Annotated in this window: 19 protein-coding genes and 1 riboswitch; of the genes, 2 read left to right on the top strand and 17 right to left on the bottom strand. The window is 37.0% G+C overall.

The features are described 5' to 3' along the window. Window positions 1-29: 29 nt before the first annotated feature. The 3 genes from BM000_RS00220 to sleB all read right to left on the bottom strand — a co-directional run bounded on the left by BM000_RS00220 (window position 30) and on the right by sleB (window position 3,284). A complete protein-coding gene (locus BM000_RS00220; RefSeq protein ID WP_091493382.1) occupies window positions 30-689 on the bottom strand; it encodes a flagellar brake protein in 660 nt (219 codons plus the stop codon). A gap of 367 nt (window positions 690-1,056) precedes the next feature. Continuing rightward, entirely contained in the window at window positions 1,057-2,406 is a 1,350-nt protein-coding gene (gene ypeB / locus BM000_RS00215) for a germination protein YpeB (RefSeq protein ID WP_091493379.1), read from the bottom strand. Between the two features lie 14 nt (window positions 2,407-2,420). Next, window positions 2,421-3,284, bottom strand: a complete 864-nt coding sequence (sleB, locus tag BM000_RS00210; RefSeq protein ID WP_091493377.1) for a spore cortex-lytic enzyme — start codon at window positions 3,282-3,284, stop codon at window positions 2,421-2,423. 205 nt (window positions 3,285-3,489) lie between these two features. Here sleB and BM000_RS00205 point away from each other — a divergent pair, with 205 nt between their 5' ends. After that, window positions 3,490-4,062 (top strand): genetic competence negative regulator, encoded by a 573-nt coding sequence (locus tag BM000_RS00205; RefSeq protein WP_091493374.1) that lies wholly within the window; start codon window positions 3,490-3,492, stop codon window positions 4,060-4,062. A gap of 67 nt (window positions 4,063-4,129) precedes the next feature. Here the strand turns inward: BM000_RS00205 and BM000_RS00200 are convergent, their stop codons facing one another. The 4 genes from BM000_RS00200 to BM000_RS00185 are packed head-to-tail and all read right to left on the bottom strand — an operon-like array spanning window position 4,130 to window position 8,408. Further along, entirely contained in the window at window positions 4,130-5,098 is a 969-nt protein-coding gene (locus tag BM000_RS00200) for an asparaginase (RefSeq protein ID WP_091493372.1), read from the bottom strand. 47 nt (window positions 5,099-5,145) lie between these two features. Beyond that, the gene (locus BM000_RS00195; protein ID WP_091493369.1) at window positions 5,146-5,751 is read right to left on the bottom strand and encodes a hypothetical protein; all 606 of its coding nucleotides are present in this window, start codon (window positions 5,749-5,751) and stop codon (window positions 5,146-5,148) included. A gap of 56 nt (window positions 5,752-5,807) precedes the next feature. Continuing rightward, a complete protein-coding gene (locus BM000_RS00190) occupies window positions 5,808-7,340 on the bottom strand; it encodes a RecQ family ATP-dependent DNA helicase (protein ID WP_091493367.1) in 1,533 nt (510 codons plus the stop codon). An 18-nt stretch (window positions 7,341-7,358) separates the two neighbouring features. Continuing rightward, complete coding sequence (locus BM000_RS00185; RefSeq protein ID WP_091493364.1) at window positions 7,359-8,408, bottom strand: YpbB family protein; 1,050 nt, start codon at window positions 8,406-8,408, stop codon at window positions 7,359-7,361. Between the two features lie 451 nt (window positions 8,409-8,859). On the opposite strand from BM000_RS00185, the gene BM000_RS00180 reads away from it, so the two are divergent. Next, a complete protein-coding gene (locus tag BM000_RS00180; RefSeq protein WP_091493362.1) occupies window positions 8,860-9,129 on the top strand; it encodes a ferredoxin in 270 nt (89 codons plus the stop codon). Window positions 9,130-9,218: 89 nt separating this feature from the next. Here the strand turns inward: BM000_RS00180 and BM000_RS00175 are convergent, their stop codons facing one another. From BM000_RS00175 to BM000_RS00125, 10 genes are all read right to left on the bottom strand, one after another. After that, window positions 9,219-10,517 carry a hypothetical protein gene (locus BM000_RS00175; RefSeq protein ID WP_091493359.1) on the bottom strand — a complete coding sequence of 433 codons (1,299 nt, stop codon included), beginning with the start codon at window positions 10,515-10,517 and terminating at the stop codon, window positions 9,219-9,221. Between the two features lie 15 nt (window positions 10,518-10,532). Then, a complete protein-coding gene (locus tag BM000_RS00170) occupies window positions 10,533-11,045 on the bottom strand; it encodes a sigma-70 family RNA polymerase sigma factor (protein WP_091493357.1) in 513 nt (170 codons plus the stop codon). Between the two features lie 395 nt (window positions 11,046-11,440). Beyond that, a complete protein-coding gene (locus tag BM000_RS00165) occupies window positions 11,441-11,971 on the bottom strand; it encodes an ECF transporter S component (RefSeq protein ID WP_091493353.1) in 531 nt (176 codons plus the stop codon). Window positions 11,972-11,973: 2 nt separating this feature from the next. Next, window positions 11,974-12,336 (bottom strand): DUF4430 domain-containing protein, encoded by a 363-nt coding sequence (locus BM000_RS00160; RefSeq protein WP_091493350.1) that lies wholly within the window; start codon window positions 12,334-12,336, stop codon window positions 11,974-11,976. A 90-nt stretch (window positions 12,337-12,426) separates the two neighbouring features. After that, window positions 12,427-12,604, bottom strand: a riboswitch (cobalamin riboswitch). Beyond that, a complete protein-coding gene (locus BM000_RS16695; RefSeq protein WP_177178152.1) occupies window positions 12,582-14,273 on the bottom strand; it encodes an ATP-binding protein in 1,692 nt (563 codons plus the stop codon). (Overlaps the previous riboswitch by 23 nt.) Next, complete coding sequence (locus BM000_RS00145; RefSeq protein ID WP_091493347.1) at window positions 14,273-14,989, bottom strand: response regulator transcription factor; 717 nt, start codon at window positions 14,987-14,989, stop codon at window positions 14,273-14,275. Before BM000_RS00145 ends, BM000_RS16695 begins: the two co-directional genes overlap by 1 nt. Before the next feature lie 50 nt (window positions 14,990-15,039). Then, window positions 15,040-15,777: a pseudouridine synthase gene (locus BM000_RS00140; protein ID WP_091493345.1), complete on the bottom strand. Its 738-nt coding sequence runs from the start codon at window positions 15,775-15,777 to the stop codon at window positions 15,040-15,042. Window positions 15,778-15,963: 186 nt separating this feature from the next. Then, complete coding sequence (locus BM000_RS00135) at window positions 15,964-16,494, bottom strand: spore maturation protein (RefSeq protein WP_143063887.1); 531 nt, start codon at window positions 16,492-16,494, stop codon at window positions 15,964-15,966. Continuing rightward, complete coding sequence (locus BM000_RS00130; RefSeq protein WP_091493339.1) at window positions 16,494-17,081, bottom strand: nucleoside recognition domain-containing protein; 588 nt, start codon at window positions 17,079-17,081, stop codon at window positions 16,494-16,496. The genes BM000_RS00135 and BM000_RS00130 overlap by 1 nt, the downstream gene beginning before the upstream one ends. Next, window positions 17,081-17,974 carry a serine hydrolase gene (locus BM000_RS00125; protein ID WP_091494982.1) on the bottom strand — a complete coding sequence of 298 codons (894 nt, stop codon included), beginning with the start codon at window positions 17,972-17,974 and terminating at the stop codon, window positions 17,081-17,083. The genes BM000_RS00130 and BM000_RS00125 overlap by 1 nt, the downstream gene beginning before the upstream one ends. Window positions 17,975-18,041: the final 67 nt, after the last annotated feature.

The following is an 18,041-nucleotide window of genomic DNA, read 5'->3' as shown; positions in this document are numbered from 1 at the left end:
TTGTATCTCCTTTATTGTTCATGTTGGTGCTATTTAAATTGCTGACGACGCTCTTCAAGCTCGGTATTAAAACAAAAATGGATAATTCGTTGTCTGTCTTTCTCTGCGATAGAATTGAATGCAAGCGATAACTTAAATATTGAAGCGTGCTTTACCGACTGAGTTCGTATTACGTTTGCATCTGCATAAATATAGTCAAAACTCGTCTGATTCGCTCGAAGAACAATAACAACATTAACTTTCATACCTTCATAGAAGATTCGATCATCTGGTACATAGATAGCAACTCCGCCACCACTAATATCACTAGTGACTGTATGAAAGGGATCAATCTTTTGTGAAGGATCCTGTACGGCAATATCTAAACTAGCCGTAACTCTAACATAGTCTCGCCGCTGCACCTTTTCTAGTTTACTCTGATCGAAGTGTAAAAGCAATAACGGTATTTTATCTTTCTTTCGCCCTTTAATAACAGTAACAAACCTATACACCCCTTGATTCGGGGTAATGAAGTAAGCTACAAGTTGATCCCCCCTTGCAAAGATATCTGAGTGTCCCGTCAGCGTATTAATGGGATAATCAATATATAGAGTGTGCCCTTTAAAATCTGAAATTCTACACTTGTAATTCTCAACCTGATTGTTCACATCTTGTTTCTGTAAGGTTAAAACAGTTCCTATTTTAATCACAATTAACCACTCACTCTCACAATTATACTGTCTTTATTATGACAAATGAAGGGCGAGCTCTGCAAGAGAAAGTAGTCGTTTATTCTCAAAAAAAATCCTAACATTGTATAAAAAGAAGCTTTTTATAGTTCGAAAAGCCTTTTTATTTAGTACCTCGACGTCTTCACTTACTATATTTGTAATTAAAACAGGTAAAATGAATAACTTTTACCCAAAAATTAGAATACGGAAAATCCGAACATTATGACTGAAAACGTAGACCGCTTAATCAGAATGTTCGGATACCCTGGTTTGATATTTAGTTGTAACCTTGCGTTACTAGCTTTATCAACTTAGTGTTAAATTTGAGAACAGCTTAAACTTCTTCTCAATCTGTTAGCCGATTACCCCAATTGTTTTCCACATCTTGCAGAAGTTCAACAACAACCTCATAGCCTGTATTTGCATCAATAAAAATGCGATACGTATCGTGATTTAATGTTCCAAAAAATGCATAGGTTAATACTTCATTTCCTTCATTATCCTCTACTATGGCTAAGTGATAATCTTCTATCGTTAACGATTGATTAACCTTTTCCTCGGCTTCTTCTAGTGAAAGCTCCGGCTGGCTTAACTCACGGTCGCGGTGATTTCGATAAAAATCAGCTGCACTAAAACCAACAATCTCACCAGTATCTAAGGCTACTTTGACCATAATTTTATCGGGATAGATCCAGATGTCATCTTGGTTGCCAACGAACTGAAAAAGACCAACTTGTTCAAACTGACTTGCTTGCATAATGATAAATTGATCTAGCCCCTGTTCTTCTAACAATTGCTCAGCTTTCTTTTGCGCATCATTTAGGCTAATAGCTGCTTCTTGAAAATCCCGATTAATCATATAGGAGAGAATGTGCCCACCTTTTTCTGAAATTTCAACATAACCATGATGATCGTCATGCGTAAACGAACCACTATATGTTTGAAGTTGAGCTCCCTCCCCACTTTTTTGAAGATCAATTGCTAAATCTTCATTAAGATCAAATTGCTTACGAATAATATCAATTGCCTCCACTTCAGACACATCACTACCCGTTAAAAAACTAAATCTTTCATGCTGTTGGGGAAGTGTTGCCGATAGATTTTGAAAGTGGGTCTCAGTAAAATTACTAGCCGAGTCCTCGATAGTCGTAAAACCATCGACAATGAAATTCTCACTTTCAGGGTCCATATCTGTTAAAGCTAGCTCAACATCCACCCACCGTAACTGTTTACCCATTACTTCATGTTGAATTGTTCTCAGCTCTTGTCGAATTTCATCAGCTGCTTCATATAACCCATTTAGTTTTTCAGTTTCTTCTTGAGATAGTGGTTCGTCATCTAAATTTCTTACTGCAACATCATAGGTAAAATCCCCTATTTCAGACAAGAACCCTTCCGTTTTACTAAATGGCAGTAAAACAAGTGGCAATTGATTAACATCTGTTTGAGCTCGCGACGTCAATTGCCAAATTTCTAGCATCTGTGGTGACAATTGTTCATTGGTATTAAGCGCTAAGGTTGTCCCAATCTTCCCATATAATAAATCAAGGTGATAGGTTAAATCATGAAAAGCGCGTTGATAATTATTTTCGTTTTGAATGAGCAACGTCTCGCGTTGATTGGATTGCTGAAAGCCCCAATATGCTGTCCCAGCTAAACCAATTGAAAGAATTGCAATTGCAATCCATTTTATCATTTTAAATTCCTCCTTTACATACAGAATACGTGCTTGCCAATTCTTTTAATTTGAGGGCGCGACCAAATCCAAGTTGATGTAGCAGTATCTGGATTAAAGTAGTAAATAGCTTCACCTGACGGGTCCCAGCCATTAATTGCATCCAACACTGCTCTTCTAGCCGTTTCGTCAGGCTCTAAATATATTTGCCCATCCGCTACAGCCGTAAAAGCTAATGGTTCATAAATAACACCTGATACTGAATCTGGAAAAATTGAATTTTGAATCCGATTAAGAATGACTGCTGCAACAGCAACTTGGCCTTCATACGGTTCTCCCCTTGCCTCACCATATACGGCTTGGGCCATTAACTGAATATCATTTTGTGAAAACCCATTAGGAACATTTGAAGCAGTTGGTTCAATTGCTTCATCTTCATTTGTTGGTTGAACTGTCCCCCCTGACTGCCCATCACCATTATTAGGTTGTTGATTTGATGAACCTGATCCTTGCTTAACTTGATTTTCCTTACTCATCCCACCATAGTAAGTAAATTTTCGACCTGCTTCAATATTCTCCCGAATAAAAGCTTTATCGTAATTACTAGCACTAACAAGCTTATCTTTAACTTCCTGACCAGCTAATCCATCAATTTCCATACCGAATTCATATTGAAAGTTTCTTAAAGCCCAATAAGTTCCCCAGCCAAAGACTCCATCAATTTGACTATTGTAAAAACCGAGATATTGTAACCTTGCTTGAAGTTCGACAACATCCTCTCCTGTAGCACCATGTTGAATAACCTGTGGACTAAAGGCTGCAACAGGTTGTTCATTATATACAAAGAAGATACTTAAGAAACATACACTTAATAAACTTTTTAAAAAAGCATTTTTCATTTTCTTACCTCCTGACTAAGATTTTTTATCTCATTACGAGGTAGTTTTTAATAAAATGACTTTTTTATACATGAATTAATTCGCCTGATTTTAAAAACAATAAGGCATCTATGTTTCAAAAATTGTTAGAATGTCATATAATAAGCAAAAGATATCTTTTTAAAGCTTGTTTCGTTTTGAAGCTTTTAATAAGGAGGTAGTTAACATGCGTTTAGAAAGGCTATCATCAAACCAATTCAAAATATTTCTTACCTTTGATGATTTAATGGAACGAGGGTTAACAGAGGAAATAATGTGGCAAGACCTACCTGCGATGCAAGCACTTTTTCATGATATGATGTTTGAAGCTAGCGATGAGCTTGACTTTGAATTGGCAGGTGTACTGTCTGTTCAAGTTTATATGCTACAAGCACAGGGCATGTTAATTATTGTCACACAAGAGCTTCTTGATGACGATGATGACTACATCGAGATGCAGGTCACTTTAGACGAAAGCGATGCTCTTCTCTATGTTTTTGACGATTTTGAAGATATTATTCAATTATCACATACATTAGGACGACTTGGGATTGACGATGGATCGGTATATTTCTTCGACCATAATTATTACGTCTTTTTTACTGATAGCCTGTTAGAGGAAGTTAATCAAGAGGATTTTATTGCTTTACTATCTGAATATTCAGAGGCAAGCGTAGTTTCTCCTGCTAGAATCATGGAATACGGCAATACCATTATCTCTGAAAAAGCGATGCATCAATTACGTCATACATTTAAATAACAATTTAAAAAGGTCTCGTTAGATTTTTATATCTAACGAGACCTTTTTGTCTTTCCTATACATAGAATTAAGTCTCAAGTGTATCCTTAATCTGCTCCCAATTATACTTAGCCTCCAGCAATGCCATCAGCTTAATTCTAGCCTTGGGACCAGACAAACGTTTTGCAAAGAATAGTCCTCTCTCCTTCAATTGCTGCCCCCCGCCATCATAGCCGTATGTAGGCTGAACAACCCCCATAAAGCTTCTAGACACAATCACAACGGGTATGCTTGCTTTAATTAATTTAACCAAAGGATAAACAATATCAGGTGGTAAATTACCCTGACCAAAAGCTTCAATAACTAAACCATCTAGCGGAAGCCGACAAATACTTTCGATAAAAGCTTGGTCCATACCTGCATATGCTTTAATAAGCGGAACCGTTTTAGTAATAGTATCAAATTCAATTTGGTCATGTTTAATCCATTTGTGATAGAAGTAAACATCTTGCTTAGTTAAAATACCAATGGGTCCAAATTGAGGACTCTGGAAGGTAGCTATATTACTGGTTGACGTTTTGGTACAATATGCTGCAGAATGAATTTCGTCATTCATTACAACCATGATCCCTTTATTTTGTGCTTCATTATCACACACAACGCGAATGGCGCTCATTAAATTATAGAGACCGTCAGAGCCTACTTCATTACTCGACCTCATTGCACCAGTAATAACGATGGGAGCTCCAACATGTAAGAACAAATCCAAAAAGTAGGCGGTTTCCTCCAACGTATCTGTACCGTGAGTAACAATTACGCCATCAAAGCACTCAGTTTCTATTAGCTGACTAATCTTTTGACCAAGCTCAAGCATTTTTACGGGGGTCATATGTGGTGATGGTAAATCAAACAGAAAAATTTCTTCAATAAGCGCTTTTGATTGTAACTCATTTAGGTGCTCGCTAAGTGGATGATCACTCACTGGTGCTACGGATCCAGCTTGATCTTCAGCCATTGCTATCGTTCCACCCGTATGAATAATGGCAATTTTCCTCATTAAATCCCCCCTATCAACATTTTGATAATCCATTAAGATTAAATACCTTACTCACTTAAATTTGGGAGAAAAAGTCGCAAATTTTTTTCAAGCTGTGAGTCAGCTGTTACCTCAAGCTTATTAATCTCAAGCAGTAAGGGAAGAAGTGCACTGTCCGATTTATAGAAACGGTCAATGATGCTGTTAAGGCTGTCATCTTCACCTGTTAAATAATAACGCCCTCTCAATGTACGCGAATCTTCATTTGGAGCTAGTTGAAGCTGACGAGATACTTCTTCAGATAAAATAGCTGAATCGTTAACAACTAAAACTTGATCGCCGACAAGATTCCGCGGCTGTTCAGAAGGTGAACTAGATGGAAAGAAATGTTCCCCCCAATAGTTAAACGTTAGAACTAAGACAACAATTAATATGAAAATGATAACGAAAAACCGGACAAAAGCATAACTAACCTTCCATTTTAACCGCGCATTCTCCTCATCATGTACTTGGCTTCTGGGGGGGAGGTTTAAGACATCGATCTCATCCGCACTTTCAGGACCAAGAAACACTTTTTGATCCGAGTTGTCAGCCTGTATAGTTGTATCTTCTTGATTAATAGCTTGCAATTGTTTAATTAAATCTTGATCTTCAACTTCACGTGAGTCATTCATATCATGCCCTCCACAACTCTATTTCATTATTTAATACGTGCTTATTCATCAAAACCTTAACCTGACTCAGTATCAAAAGGTAATAGTATATTGGTAAGCTTTATCTGCCATGAACTGGTACTGACACCGTATTGAGATACTACTGGCGCCCACTGATTTAATGCAAAACCACAATAATCACAGCAACTAAACTGAGCTAATGGTTTTGTAGATTGAAACGGTTGGTATAGCTGTATTCGTCTACACGCATCAGTATTTATCCATGAAAAAAACCGTTCTAACTGCTTGAATTTATGCCGTTTACGTATTGCTATCTTTTCTGTTAGATATTTAAGGATTTGGCTATAATTTGTCGTATTCGAATTAACCTTATTATCGTTTATGATTTGCTTTTTTTCAAGATAATTTTTTACAAATCGCCACTGAACCTCACTTAAATTCCATTTATTCATTATTTCTGCCGGGTTGATTTCCCCCTCAGCTTTTTGATTGGCTAGTTCTAGCAAATCATTGAACAAACCAGTAAGTCCAGCATTGCTGGGGAACTCAGACTCAATTAAATGCTTAGGTATACTGTAATCATAGGGTGCGACAAGAGTAAGACTAACACTATGTAACTGATCTCTACCAGCTCGTCCGACTTCTTGAATAAATGACTCAATTTGAACTGGCAAATGATAATGGATAACAAGTCGCACATCTTGCTTATTAATCCCCATTCCGAAAGCGCTGGTGCAGCAGATCGTATCAAGCTGATTATTCATGAACTGCTCTTGGATTAAAATTCGCTCGGTTGTAGGTACATCACCATGATAAAACGCAACATTTAATTGCGGACAGTGCTGTGCAAGGTGATTACAGACACGCTCGGTTTCTCTTTTACTTGAAAAGTAAATCATGGTTGGAACATGAAAGCTATTACACAGTTCCACAATCTGCTTATCTTTATCAGCCGTATGCTTTACCTTCTTAACAATGAAAGATAAATTGGGCCTGTCAATTGGATAAATGTGACACTTAAACTTTACTCCAGTTAACTGATTGATAATATCCTGTTGTACTTCTGGTGTTGCCGTTGCAGTTAATGCAAGTGTAATAGGACTTCCTAGTAACTTAATAATGGTATTTAATTTAAGATAGGCTGGTCTAAACTCATGTCCCCATTGGGAGATGCAATGCGCCTCGTCAATTACAAAAAGCGCCGGTTTAATTAGGGCAAGTTCAGTAACTAGAAAATTATTTTGTAAAATTTCCGGTGAGAGGTAAATAAATTTATACGTTGCCAGCGTTTGAATAATTTGTTTTCTTTCTTCAATCGTATTAAAGCTATTGACAGCTACAGCATTTTTAAAACCCTTCATTTTTAATTCTTTAACCTGATCCTCCATCAGCGAAATTAAAGGGGTCACCACCACGACAGGTCCATCCATCATCAGCCCAGGCAACTGGAAGCATAGGGATTTCCCTACCCCAGTCGGGAGTGTAGCTAATACATTATTTCCAGCTAGGACGTCCATAATAATTTCTTTTTGACCTTGCCTAAAAGAATTAAAACCAAAGCGGTTTGACAGCTCTTGCTCTAGTTGCATGAATTCCGTCACTCCTATCTATAAATTATGAAAATGAACTAATGCTAAACGAATTTGAAAATAACTATAGTTATTATGTAGCGCTTGTTTAATCAAAGAAAGCTTATGATTCGGCAATTTTGCTATGGTGAGGGTTATGTTTTCTAAGCTACTTTGGTCAATAAATGTATGAATTCGAAATGGGTAATAAGCATAGGTTAGTTCAATAATATGGTCCTCAATTGTGGCTCTTTTTAACTTCCTCTTTTGTGCAATTTGAGCAATCGTGTAGTCACTTTCTAGTAACCGTAACGTAATTTGAGCAGATTTAGTCAAAAAGCGGTTATTTTTTCTAAGATTTAAATCTTCAACAAATGTGCGTACTGTTGAAAGTTGATTGGTCTCAGCAAACGTTAATAGCTTATGGAACAGCAGGACTAGAATAAGTTCTATTTCTGGTTCCTCAATTTGATAGATCCTTGCCAGTTGTTGAATTGAATAACCTGCTTGCTGGTATCCAGATAATCGATCAACGAATAGCATTGCATACATTTCATTATCTAAAGCGTTTAGAAATGAGAGCAATTCATTGTGTATTCCTCTTAGCCAATAGCGCAACTCCTGTCGATTTTGATGAAAGTTCTGTTTAACCCAATGTTGAACTGTTTCATCATCACTAATTGGTCGAAAGGTTTTATTCTTCATGACTAGATTGGAATAAGTCTGAACTGCTAAATGGAACCGTGCAATAAAGCCATCCATTATATCAACATATTTTAGCCCCTGTAAGTAATGAATGGGGTACTTATCTTGCTCTTTAACCAAATAGTTTTTTGCTTGTGCCGTTAGAACGACTAGACTCTGGTCCCTTTCATTTAAATAATTCTGTGCAATCAGCTCCTTAATAATATTGGTAAACTGCACTCTAGTTAATGATTTGGTAGCACCATAAAAGTTTGTTAATTGATATAAATGTACATCTTGAATTGTTTGTGCAGATCTCCTGCCTGTTAGAATGTGATAGATTGAAGCAACTGTGCGCTGCTCCCCAATTCTATTAAAACAGAAAAGAATAAGATATCTTAACATCTAACCCACTCTTCCTCTTTATAAACTGTATCCATCATAACAATAAGGGCTGAAAATGCCAACCTTGCTAAATAAAGCTTAGACGCTTAAAATAGAAATGAATACTTCTAATTGAATGAATTTCATAATTGCTTATACGCGTTCCAAACACGAACATTTAAAAAGGGGCTAGACTATTAACACGCTCAGTCAGCCAACTCACTTTTACCCATGAGCTGAAAGCAGTGTAGCTACTGGTAATGCACTACGTTAACAAATACATTAACACCTAGCTCGTAAAAAAAGTGTTTAAGCATTTAAAAATGGCTGTTTCTATATTAGAATATTGAACTGTGCAATTCAGAGGGTAGATTAAAAAAAGTTAATGACGTTTATGTACGTGACCATTTAGCTTTTTTTGCAAATCTCAAAGATGTCTAATTATGAGCGGAAATAAAGGAGTAGATTGTTTATGGGTTTCTATACCTGTGTAGATAAAGAAACGTGTATTGCTTGTGGGTCATGTGGCGCCTTAGCTCCCGATATTTTTGATTATGACGACGAAGGCATTGCTTACGTTTTATTGGATGGAAATAAAGGAAAGGCGCTAATGCCAAGCATACTTGAGCAAGACATGATTGACGCCCAAGAAAGCTGCCCTACCGACTCGATAAAGGTACAGACTAAATCATTTGATCAGAATAATGATTGTACATCAAATAACGGGTTGTCTATCAAATAGAGTTGGTAGGATAATTCTCCCAAAATACACAGAAGCAAAAAAGATCTAAATTAATCTTTTTTCACAAGATTAACTTAGATCTTTTGTTTTTAATCAGCAATTAATTTCGCATTTATCCCATCTGGCACAGGAACAGCTTCATTTAAATTAAAGCGCCCCACTTCTCCATTAATACCGTCTATTTCAAAAGCAACCTCTTGAAAACCAAAGCTTTTGGCTGTCATTAAAATAGCTTCAATCATTTCACTGGTTAAAATATTATCGCCAAAATCAGGGTAAGGGCCCATTTTGACAGTCAACTGTTCATTACTTGTTTGTTCTACAGTAATATCAACGACCTCAGCGGGAATAGAGGCAGTTAAATAAGAATCCGATTGATCCACCTGCATTTCAGCAAATGCCTCATCAATAGTATTGAAGGTAGAACCTTCATCACTAGACCTTGTTATTGGTACCAATAACCGCTCAGAACTAGCCTGATAGATCTTGTAAGCAGAATTAGCTAATTGGTCTAATAATTCAATTTCGGTCACCAAACCAGAATGACTCATTTCTATTCCTTGCTGACCAGATTCCGTTTGAAGGATAACAGTATCAACATCATAATCGGCAAACATGATACTTAATACTTCGTCTAACAATCCTTCTGCAAAAGTCCCCTCAGAAAATTGATAGTCATCAGGCACCGTCAGGTATACGACGTTACCATCAAACCCAAATTCAAACGACATATCCTGAAATGGGTACAAAGAGATACCGAGCTCCTCAATGGCTTCGTCGCTTAGAAATGAATTAATTCGGCTATAATAATCATTAGGATCTCCAGTTGATGAACTCGAGATTAACGTTAATGGAATAACAAAATTTGCATTTACATCTACCACAGTCACAGTAAAAGTTTCAACGCCATCAGCATCAACAAAAGAATCATGATCATAATAAACAAGTTGATCTTCCTCAGTAGGCAGAGCCATCCGTGCTGAGTCTAAGATATTTAGATCATCTCCGTCATTTTCATTTTGATAGTTATCCGCCTCATCAGCAGTAGCCGAACCACTTTCTTCTTCATCTGCTAGAAACATTTGCACCTCATCATTATTTGAATCACTTCTTAAAGACATATCTCGATCAGAAGTGGTTCGTTCCATAATTTGATCATCACCCTGAAAAAGATTTTGTTGTGCCACTATAATTAAGATAAAGACCATTGCTATACTAGCGACAGATGGTAAAAACCACTTATACCAGAGACGATCTTGCTTCTGATCCTGCTTATTTAAATTAATGTTAATTCGCTTTAGCAGCATCTCTTTACTAAGATCGTCTTTAATCTGGGGCATTTTCTTTAATTGCTCAATAAGTTGGTCCTCTTTTTCATTTCGATCCATCACTAATCACCCCTTTTAGTCTAATTCTATTAACTGCTGTAGTTTCTTAATTGCACGGTGTTGCGTAGTCTTAACCTTACTTTCTGACCACTCTAATATTCTCGCCGTTTCGTGTATCGACAGCGTTTGGATATACCGAAGAATGAGTACATTTTTTTGATCTAGTGTACACTGATCTAAGAGCTGGTATATTTGCTTCATCTCATCCTTTAGTAAAGCAATTTCTTCGGGGAGCTGATCTTTATCTTTAATGCGCTCCATCTCTTGTGTCCGATTAAAAAAACTCGCCAACTTCCCTTGCTGGCGCTGCTGTTTACGAAAATAATCCATTGCTGTATGCCTTGCAATTGAAAAAAGCCACGTCTTCTCGCTGCTATCTCCGCGGAATCCATCATACGATTTCAGAACCTTTATATAAGTCTCCTGCACAATATCTTCAGCAACTTGTCGATTTTTAACTAAATAAATGACATACTGAAACAAATCGTCATGGTATTGTTCATAAAGCGAATCGAATGTGGTCTCCATAAGCAAGACCCCCTGTCTTCATTTTATTAGTCGTACGAATTTTATTAACGTTACACAATCTATATAATTCTTGCAATATTTTTTTATTTAGTAAACTATAATAGATTGTTCTAAGTTTAACTTAGCAAAAATATTAATAAAAAATAAAGCAATGCTTGAAGTAATACACATTACTGCTTTTTTTATGGAGATAATTGTCCAATTTAATATGCCCCTATAAAACAATGGATGTTTATTGATATTCTTTTTTTTTAGCTCATGGTAGATAATGATTAATAACCAATATGATCGTTAGCGTTGCACACCAAAGATTTCATTGAGTGACAGCGCGTATTAATATTCTCGACATGCTCTATTTCTGTCTTAATGTGCGCATTTGGAACTTGTATTAGCAATTATGACCATTTTCTGTCGTTATTAAGCCTTTTTATTTTCTTATGATATTGTGCAAAAATTTTGGCAAGTGGGCGGTATAATAAAGCAATAAAAATAACATTACCCACGGCATGACTAATGTCGAATGGCAAGCCCGCTAAATAGTATGGCCAAAAACGGCCTGCAATGACAAAATTTACAACACTAAAAAAGAAACCATATAAGATGCCCGCCCCAAAAGCCATCGGTACAAGACAATAGGCAGGTGGAATAACGGGTATCTTCTTAAGCATAGCAGAAAGCAGTGCTATCAACGACCAGGCTGTTATTTGCCAAATAGTCCAAAGTCCCATACCCAGCGTAATATTGGTTAAATAGACCGTTAAAATTGCCAGCATGACACCAGAAATCGGCCCAAGAAAATAGGCAGACAAGATTATAATGGCAGTCACTGGTTGGACATTGGGCAGGTGTTGAAACGCAAGCCTGCCTACAATACAAATTGCAGCTAAAACTGAAATAAGCGTTAATTTATAGAGATTGCCCCTCATGCTTACTCCCATGAATGAAGATCAAAATGCACACTATCCCCATCACTTAACTCATAATCTCCGGCTCCAACATTTGCTTCCTCATTATTTACCTCATAAAACCAATAGTGATTATCAAATTGCTCGTAGCCTTCAATTGCTGTAATAAACCCATCATCAGTAACCTCAATCTCATAATTCTCTTCTAAGACTGAAAGTAAATTAGCTCCATCACTAACCCTAATACTGTCTTCACTTATAACTTCTTCTTCATTGTCAAGTGAAATAATGATTGAAACTTCGATATCATTTCCTTGATTTAATTCACCTGATTGACACCCGACCAGCATGACTAGGAAAGACATTGCTAATAAAATCTTTTTCATATAAAACTCCTCCAATTTTTGAAGGATTAAACGTACTATCGCTCAATTTGATAAACGCTCAATCCTCGAAGCATTTTTTTCGTTGTATTTGGTTATGACGTGCGAATGGTAGGTCTCCTGGCTTATAGCAATCTAATTTGATCCGTTCCCATATTGTTTAAATACAGCCAACAAATCCTTTCGATCCTAATTACAGTTGCGAGGACAGCTTTGGTTTTCCACCAAATTCCCTGTTATACACCATGTTACACTTCGTTTGGAATAGTAAATTTAAATGTAGTTCCTTTACTAAGAATACTTTGTACCGTTATCTCGCCACCATGCGCATTGACAATTTGTTTAGCGATAGCTAATCCAAGACCTGTTCCTTTTTTATTTGAGTTTTTCGCCCTTGATTTATCCGCCATATAAAATCGTTCAAAGATAAATGGTAGGTCTTGCTCTGGAATACCCGATCCTGTATCTGATAATTTAAATTCCAAGAAGCGCTTGCTATTGATAACTTTCAACCGCAAAGATCCTCCTGAAGCTGTATGCCTTATTCCGTTGTCAATAAGATTTGTCAATACTTGCTCAAGGCGATCATAATCAAAATAACCTTCACATGCGTCGGGATCAAGTGAAATTTTAAAGGTAATTGCTTTATCCGTGACCATCCCTAAAAATTTTCGTTTGATGCGATTTAGAAATTTGGTAACATCATGCTGCTTAACATCTAATTGAAGCTGACCAGATTTCATTTTAGCCAAATTTAACAAATCATTAACTAGTCGACCCATTCTAAGTGATTCATCTCTTATAATTGCAGCTAATTCTCGCTGATCATTAATTGTCTCTGCTACACCATCGACAATTGCTTCACTATAGCCTTGCATAAGAGCAATTGGCGTTCTCAGTTCGTGGGAAACATTTGCAATAAATGATTCTCTTAACTGATTTAATTGATACTGCTCAGTTGTATCCCTCACAATCGAGACCACTCCTCTAATCCGTTGATCCTCGTATAACGGAGCCATAACAAGCTCCCAATTACGCCCTTGTATAATAAGCGAATATACTTTAACCGTTTGCTCGGAAATCGTTAAAGCTAAATACTCGTTTAACTTTTCTGGTAAGCGATCCAAGCCATTGTGATTACTTTCAAAGTTAGCATCAGCTAAAAAGCGCTTCGCCTGATCATTAATTAAAAAAATATCGCCATCTAAGTTCATTGTCATAACGCCGTCACGCATCGATCCAATTACACTATGAAGAATGTGTTTCTCATGCAAGAGCCCACTAATTCGATTATTTAATTGGCGAACCATTCGATTAAAAGCCATTGATAACTCGCCAAACTCATCATGAGCCTCAATGGGCATTTTCGTGACAGTCTCACCAGTGGCCATTTCAAGAGCAAGCTTTCTAAAGTGTTGGAGCGGTCGACTAATACTACGGTTAAGTAAATACGCTAATAAAGTAATAGCGAGTAAAACAATGGTGAACACAGTTATTGGCGACCACAAAACTGAACGATAAGCTTCAATAGCCATTGCAATTGGCTGATAGGCGACGACAACAAGTTCTGACTCTATCATGGCTACTGCTAACATTTCTTGATTATGAATAACAATTTGTTCAGCAATTGTACCACTATCTTGCATAACATCAATGGATTGATTAAATTCACTTAATATATCTGCTGCAGCAGTAGAAGGACCTGATATCATTATTGTTGTTTGATTAGGATACGATAACTCATACCCATCTAACGGCCAGTCACCATTAAGGTATAGGTTATGCATGCCCTCAACGTAAACAGTTAATTGCTCATTTGCATCTTCTAATGCTTGATTATTTGCCTGTAACGTTAAAAAATATGAGAAAACAGCAAAAACGACAATAAATATGGAGAGCGTGACCAACCATATTTTCCAAACCCTATGCCGCCAGATCATTATAAATCTTCCACTTCAAATTTATACCCAACACCCCATACAGTTACAATCATTTGAGCTGCTTCCTGAGAAACCTTGCTTAGCTTTTCTCTTAGACGTTTAATATGTGTATCTACTGTTCTTAAGTCACCAAAGAATTCATATTTCCAAACTTCTTTTAATAACTGCTCACGGTCAAATACTTTATCTTGATTGCTAGCTAGAAAGAACAACAACTCATATTCCTTCGGCGTGAGTGTAATATCGACACTATTTGATGAAACACGATGTGCATCATTATCAATGATAAGATGTTCAAATTCAAGAATATTCTTTGTTTTATTGTCTTGAGCAATTGGTGCATCCGAAACTACTCTACGTAATAACGCCTTGACTCTTAGAACAACTTCTCTAGGACTAAATGGTTTAACAACATAATCGTCGGCACCAGCTTCAAAACCTTCTATTCGATTTGCTTCTTCACCTTTAGCAGTAAGCATAATAATAGGAGTAGCTTTAACTTCTCGAATTCCTTTACACACTTCTATTCCATCTATACCAGGCAACATTAGATCCAAGATGATCAGCTGATAATCATGTTCTTTGGCAAGCTCTAAGCCATCAAAACCATTGTTTGCCTCATCAATTTTAAAGCCATCTCTTTCTAAATACATCGTTAATAAACGTCGAATACGATCTTCATCCTCAATAATCAAGATCGACTGTTTATCCTCCATCCCCGATACCCCTTTCTTTCAATGAACATGTCCATGTTCAAACCGCACAATTATTTATCTTTGAGGGCTTCTTCCTTTAACAGGTGAACCTCTTGGGGCGTAAGCTTTCTATAATCGCCAGAGCTTAACCCTTTTAAATCAAGGAAACCATAACGCTCACGCTTAAGTTTAGCAACTGGTAGCTTCACTCCCTCAAGCATTCGTCTTACTTGTCTATTTTTTCCTTCATGTAAAGTTAACTCAATCACCGCGGTATTTTTATCTCGATCACTTGACAGCACTCTCACCTTCAGCGCTTTAAGCAACTCACCTTCAGACTGAATACCTTTTTTTAGCTTCTTTACTATTTCTTTAGTGGGCATACCCTCAACCTTTGCCACATATACTTTATCAATCTGATGACTTGGGTGCATTAATAGCTGCGCTAACTCGCCATCATTTGTTAAGAGCATAAGACCAGACGTATCATAATCTAAGCGACCGACTGGATAAATCCGCTGATCTCGATCTGGAATAATCTCTGTTACTACACGTCTATTTTTATCATCCTTGACGCTAGAAATAACGCCTCTTGGTTTATAAACAAGATAGTAAACTTTTTTCTCCTTCTTAATTGGAACACCATCAACCTCAATTGCATCTTTCTCGGTCACCTTTGTGCCAAGCTCATTCCTAACTTCTCCATTTACTTTCACTCGGCCAGCTTCAATTAATTGCTCAGCCTTCCTTCTCGAGGTTACTCCACTTTGAGCAATTACTTTCTGAAGCCTTTCTTCCTTAAAAGACATACTATCACCAATTTCTTTAAGATTATAAGTTCTCAATCACGAATTCATGTTACAGTGTCGTGTTTAGTTATTACATTAATACACTTAAAACATACTCAGATTTAATTTGTAACATGAATGTAAAAAATAACTCCTTCTTCATTTTGCCAGAAATATTCATGTAAAACAACTTCATTTGTATATCTTTTAACCAAAAAAGAACGAAACAACAATAATTGCTGTTATTATACCAATAAGATCAGCTAGTAGTCCAACCTTTAATGCGTCGCCCATCTGCTTTATTCCTACAGCGCCAAAGTAGATTGTTATAATGTAAAAGGTTGTATCTGTGCTACCTTGCATAGTAGAAGCAAGTCTACCAATAAAGGAGTCGGGCCCAAATGTTTTTAGCAGATCCGATGTGACCGCCAATGCTGCCGTACCCGATATCGGTCGGGCAAACGCCAATGGGATAATCTCACTGGGAATTCGCAGAAAGGCTAATAGCGGATGAAAAAGACTAATGGTCGCGTCTAGTGCACCTGAACTTCTGAAAATTGAAATAGCAACAAACATACCTAATAAATAAGGAAGTAAGGAGGCGGCCATACTAAGCCCTTCCTTACCTCCTTCGACGAATAAATCAAAAGTAGGTAGTTTTTTATAAGTTCCGATTAGTAAGACAACTAAGACAAATAAGGGAATACAAATTAAACTTACGACATTAATCCAAGCCATCATTTTTTTCTTTTCTCCCTTTTGAAATAGTATAGTCGATCAATTATTAATGCAGAAATGATAGAAATACAGCTTGCAATAAAGGTCGGAAAAACAATTTCTGTTGGCGCGGCTGAACCATATTGAATTCTTAGCGCAATAACTGTTGTTGGAATAAACGTTAAACTTGTCGTGTTAATAACGAGAAAGGTAACCATTGACCGAGTCGCTTGGTTTCCGTCCGATAGTCTTTGCATTTCCTTCATGGCTTTTATTCCCAATGGTGTCGCTGCATTGCCTAGCCCAAATAAGTTAGCAATAAAATTGGAGGTAATATAACCTATTGCTCTATGCTCACTTGGTAATTCAGGAAATAGTCGTGTAAAAAGTGGGCGAAACAACTTATTTAGTGCTTTTAGAACTTTAGCCTCCTCTGCAACGCGCATTAGGCCTAACCAAAAGATTAAGATACTAGTTAAACCAATAACAATTTGCACCGCTTCATTGCCACTTGTAAAAATGGCTTCATTCACATCTGTTATCGTCCCATTAAAAAGCGCATAAATAATGCCAATACATGCCAGACTTGCCCAGATTAAATGGACCATTATGATAACCCAACCAGACTTGTTAAAATGTCTAGTACTTGATTAAAATAATCACCTTCACTGTTGTCAATTAATGGGCTAAGTGTCTCCTGTTGATTAAGCTTGTCAAAACCCCAATTGTATAAACTCATATGATCCTGCCAATCATTAGGATCATTAATGGTAACAGCAATAAGTTGGATGCCATCACGCTCGGCTACAGAAACAAACGTCCTTCCGGCTGCTCTTGTGTAACCTGTTTTCCCACCAATTGCATCCTCATAATATGAAGTAAGTAATTTATTCTTGTTCACCCAATCGTAAGTTCGTGTGCTAGAACGATAGGACTTGGCTCCAGTTATTTTGCGGAATTGCTTATCGAGCATAGCATAACGCATAAGATTAGCCATATCTTTAGCAGAAGAGTAATGCGTTTCTGAATCAAGCCCATGAGGATTATCAAAGTGGGTATTATCCATCCCCAGCCATTTAGCCTTCTCATTCATTAAAAAGACAAAGCCCTCCACACTCTCCCCAACGTGCTCTGCAATTGACATCGCAGCATCATTTCCAGAACGGAGCATTAATCCATAAATTAAATCCTCTAACGGAATTTGTTCTCCAGCCTCTAAATATATGGATGAGCCTTCTGTTAGAGTAGCTTGCTGTGGTACTTTGACCATTTCACTTAATGATGTCGACTCAATTGCAATAATAGCGGTCATAATTTTGGTAATACTCGCTATTAATTGTTGTTGGTTCGCATTTTTTTCAAAAAGAATTTCCCCTGTCTCTTGATTAATTAAAATAGCTTGGTCCGCTGAGACACTGGGATTAGCTTGAACGGTTAGAATAGGCTGAAAGTAAAAGCAAAAAATGATGACTAAGCAGAGGCGAAAAATTTTGTTTAACATGATCATAAAGCACCCTCTTTATATCACTTATTATTTTTTTGATCTTTCATTACTTTATGTCCAAGCT

The organism is Amphibacillus marinus (assembly GCF_900110345.1).
Lineage (GTDB): Bacteria > Bacillota > Bacilli > Bacillales > Amphibacillaceae > Amphibacillus_D > Amphibacillus_D marinus.
This window is presented reverse-complemented; position numbering and strand designations above follow the sequence as displayed.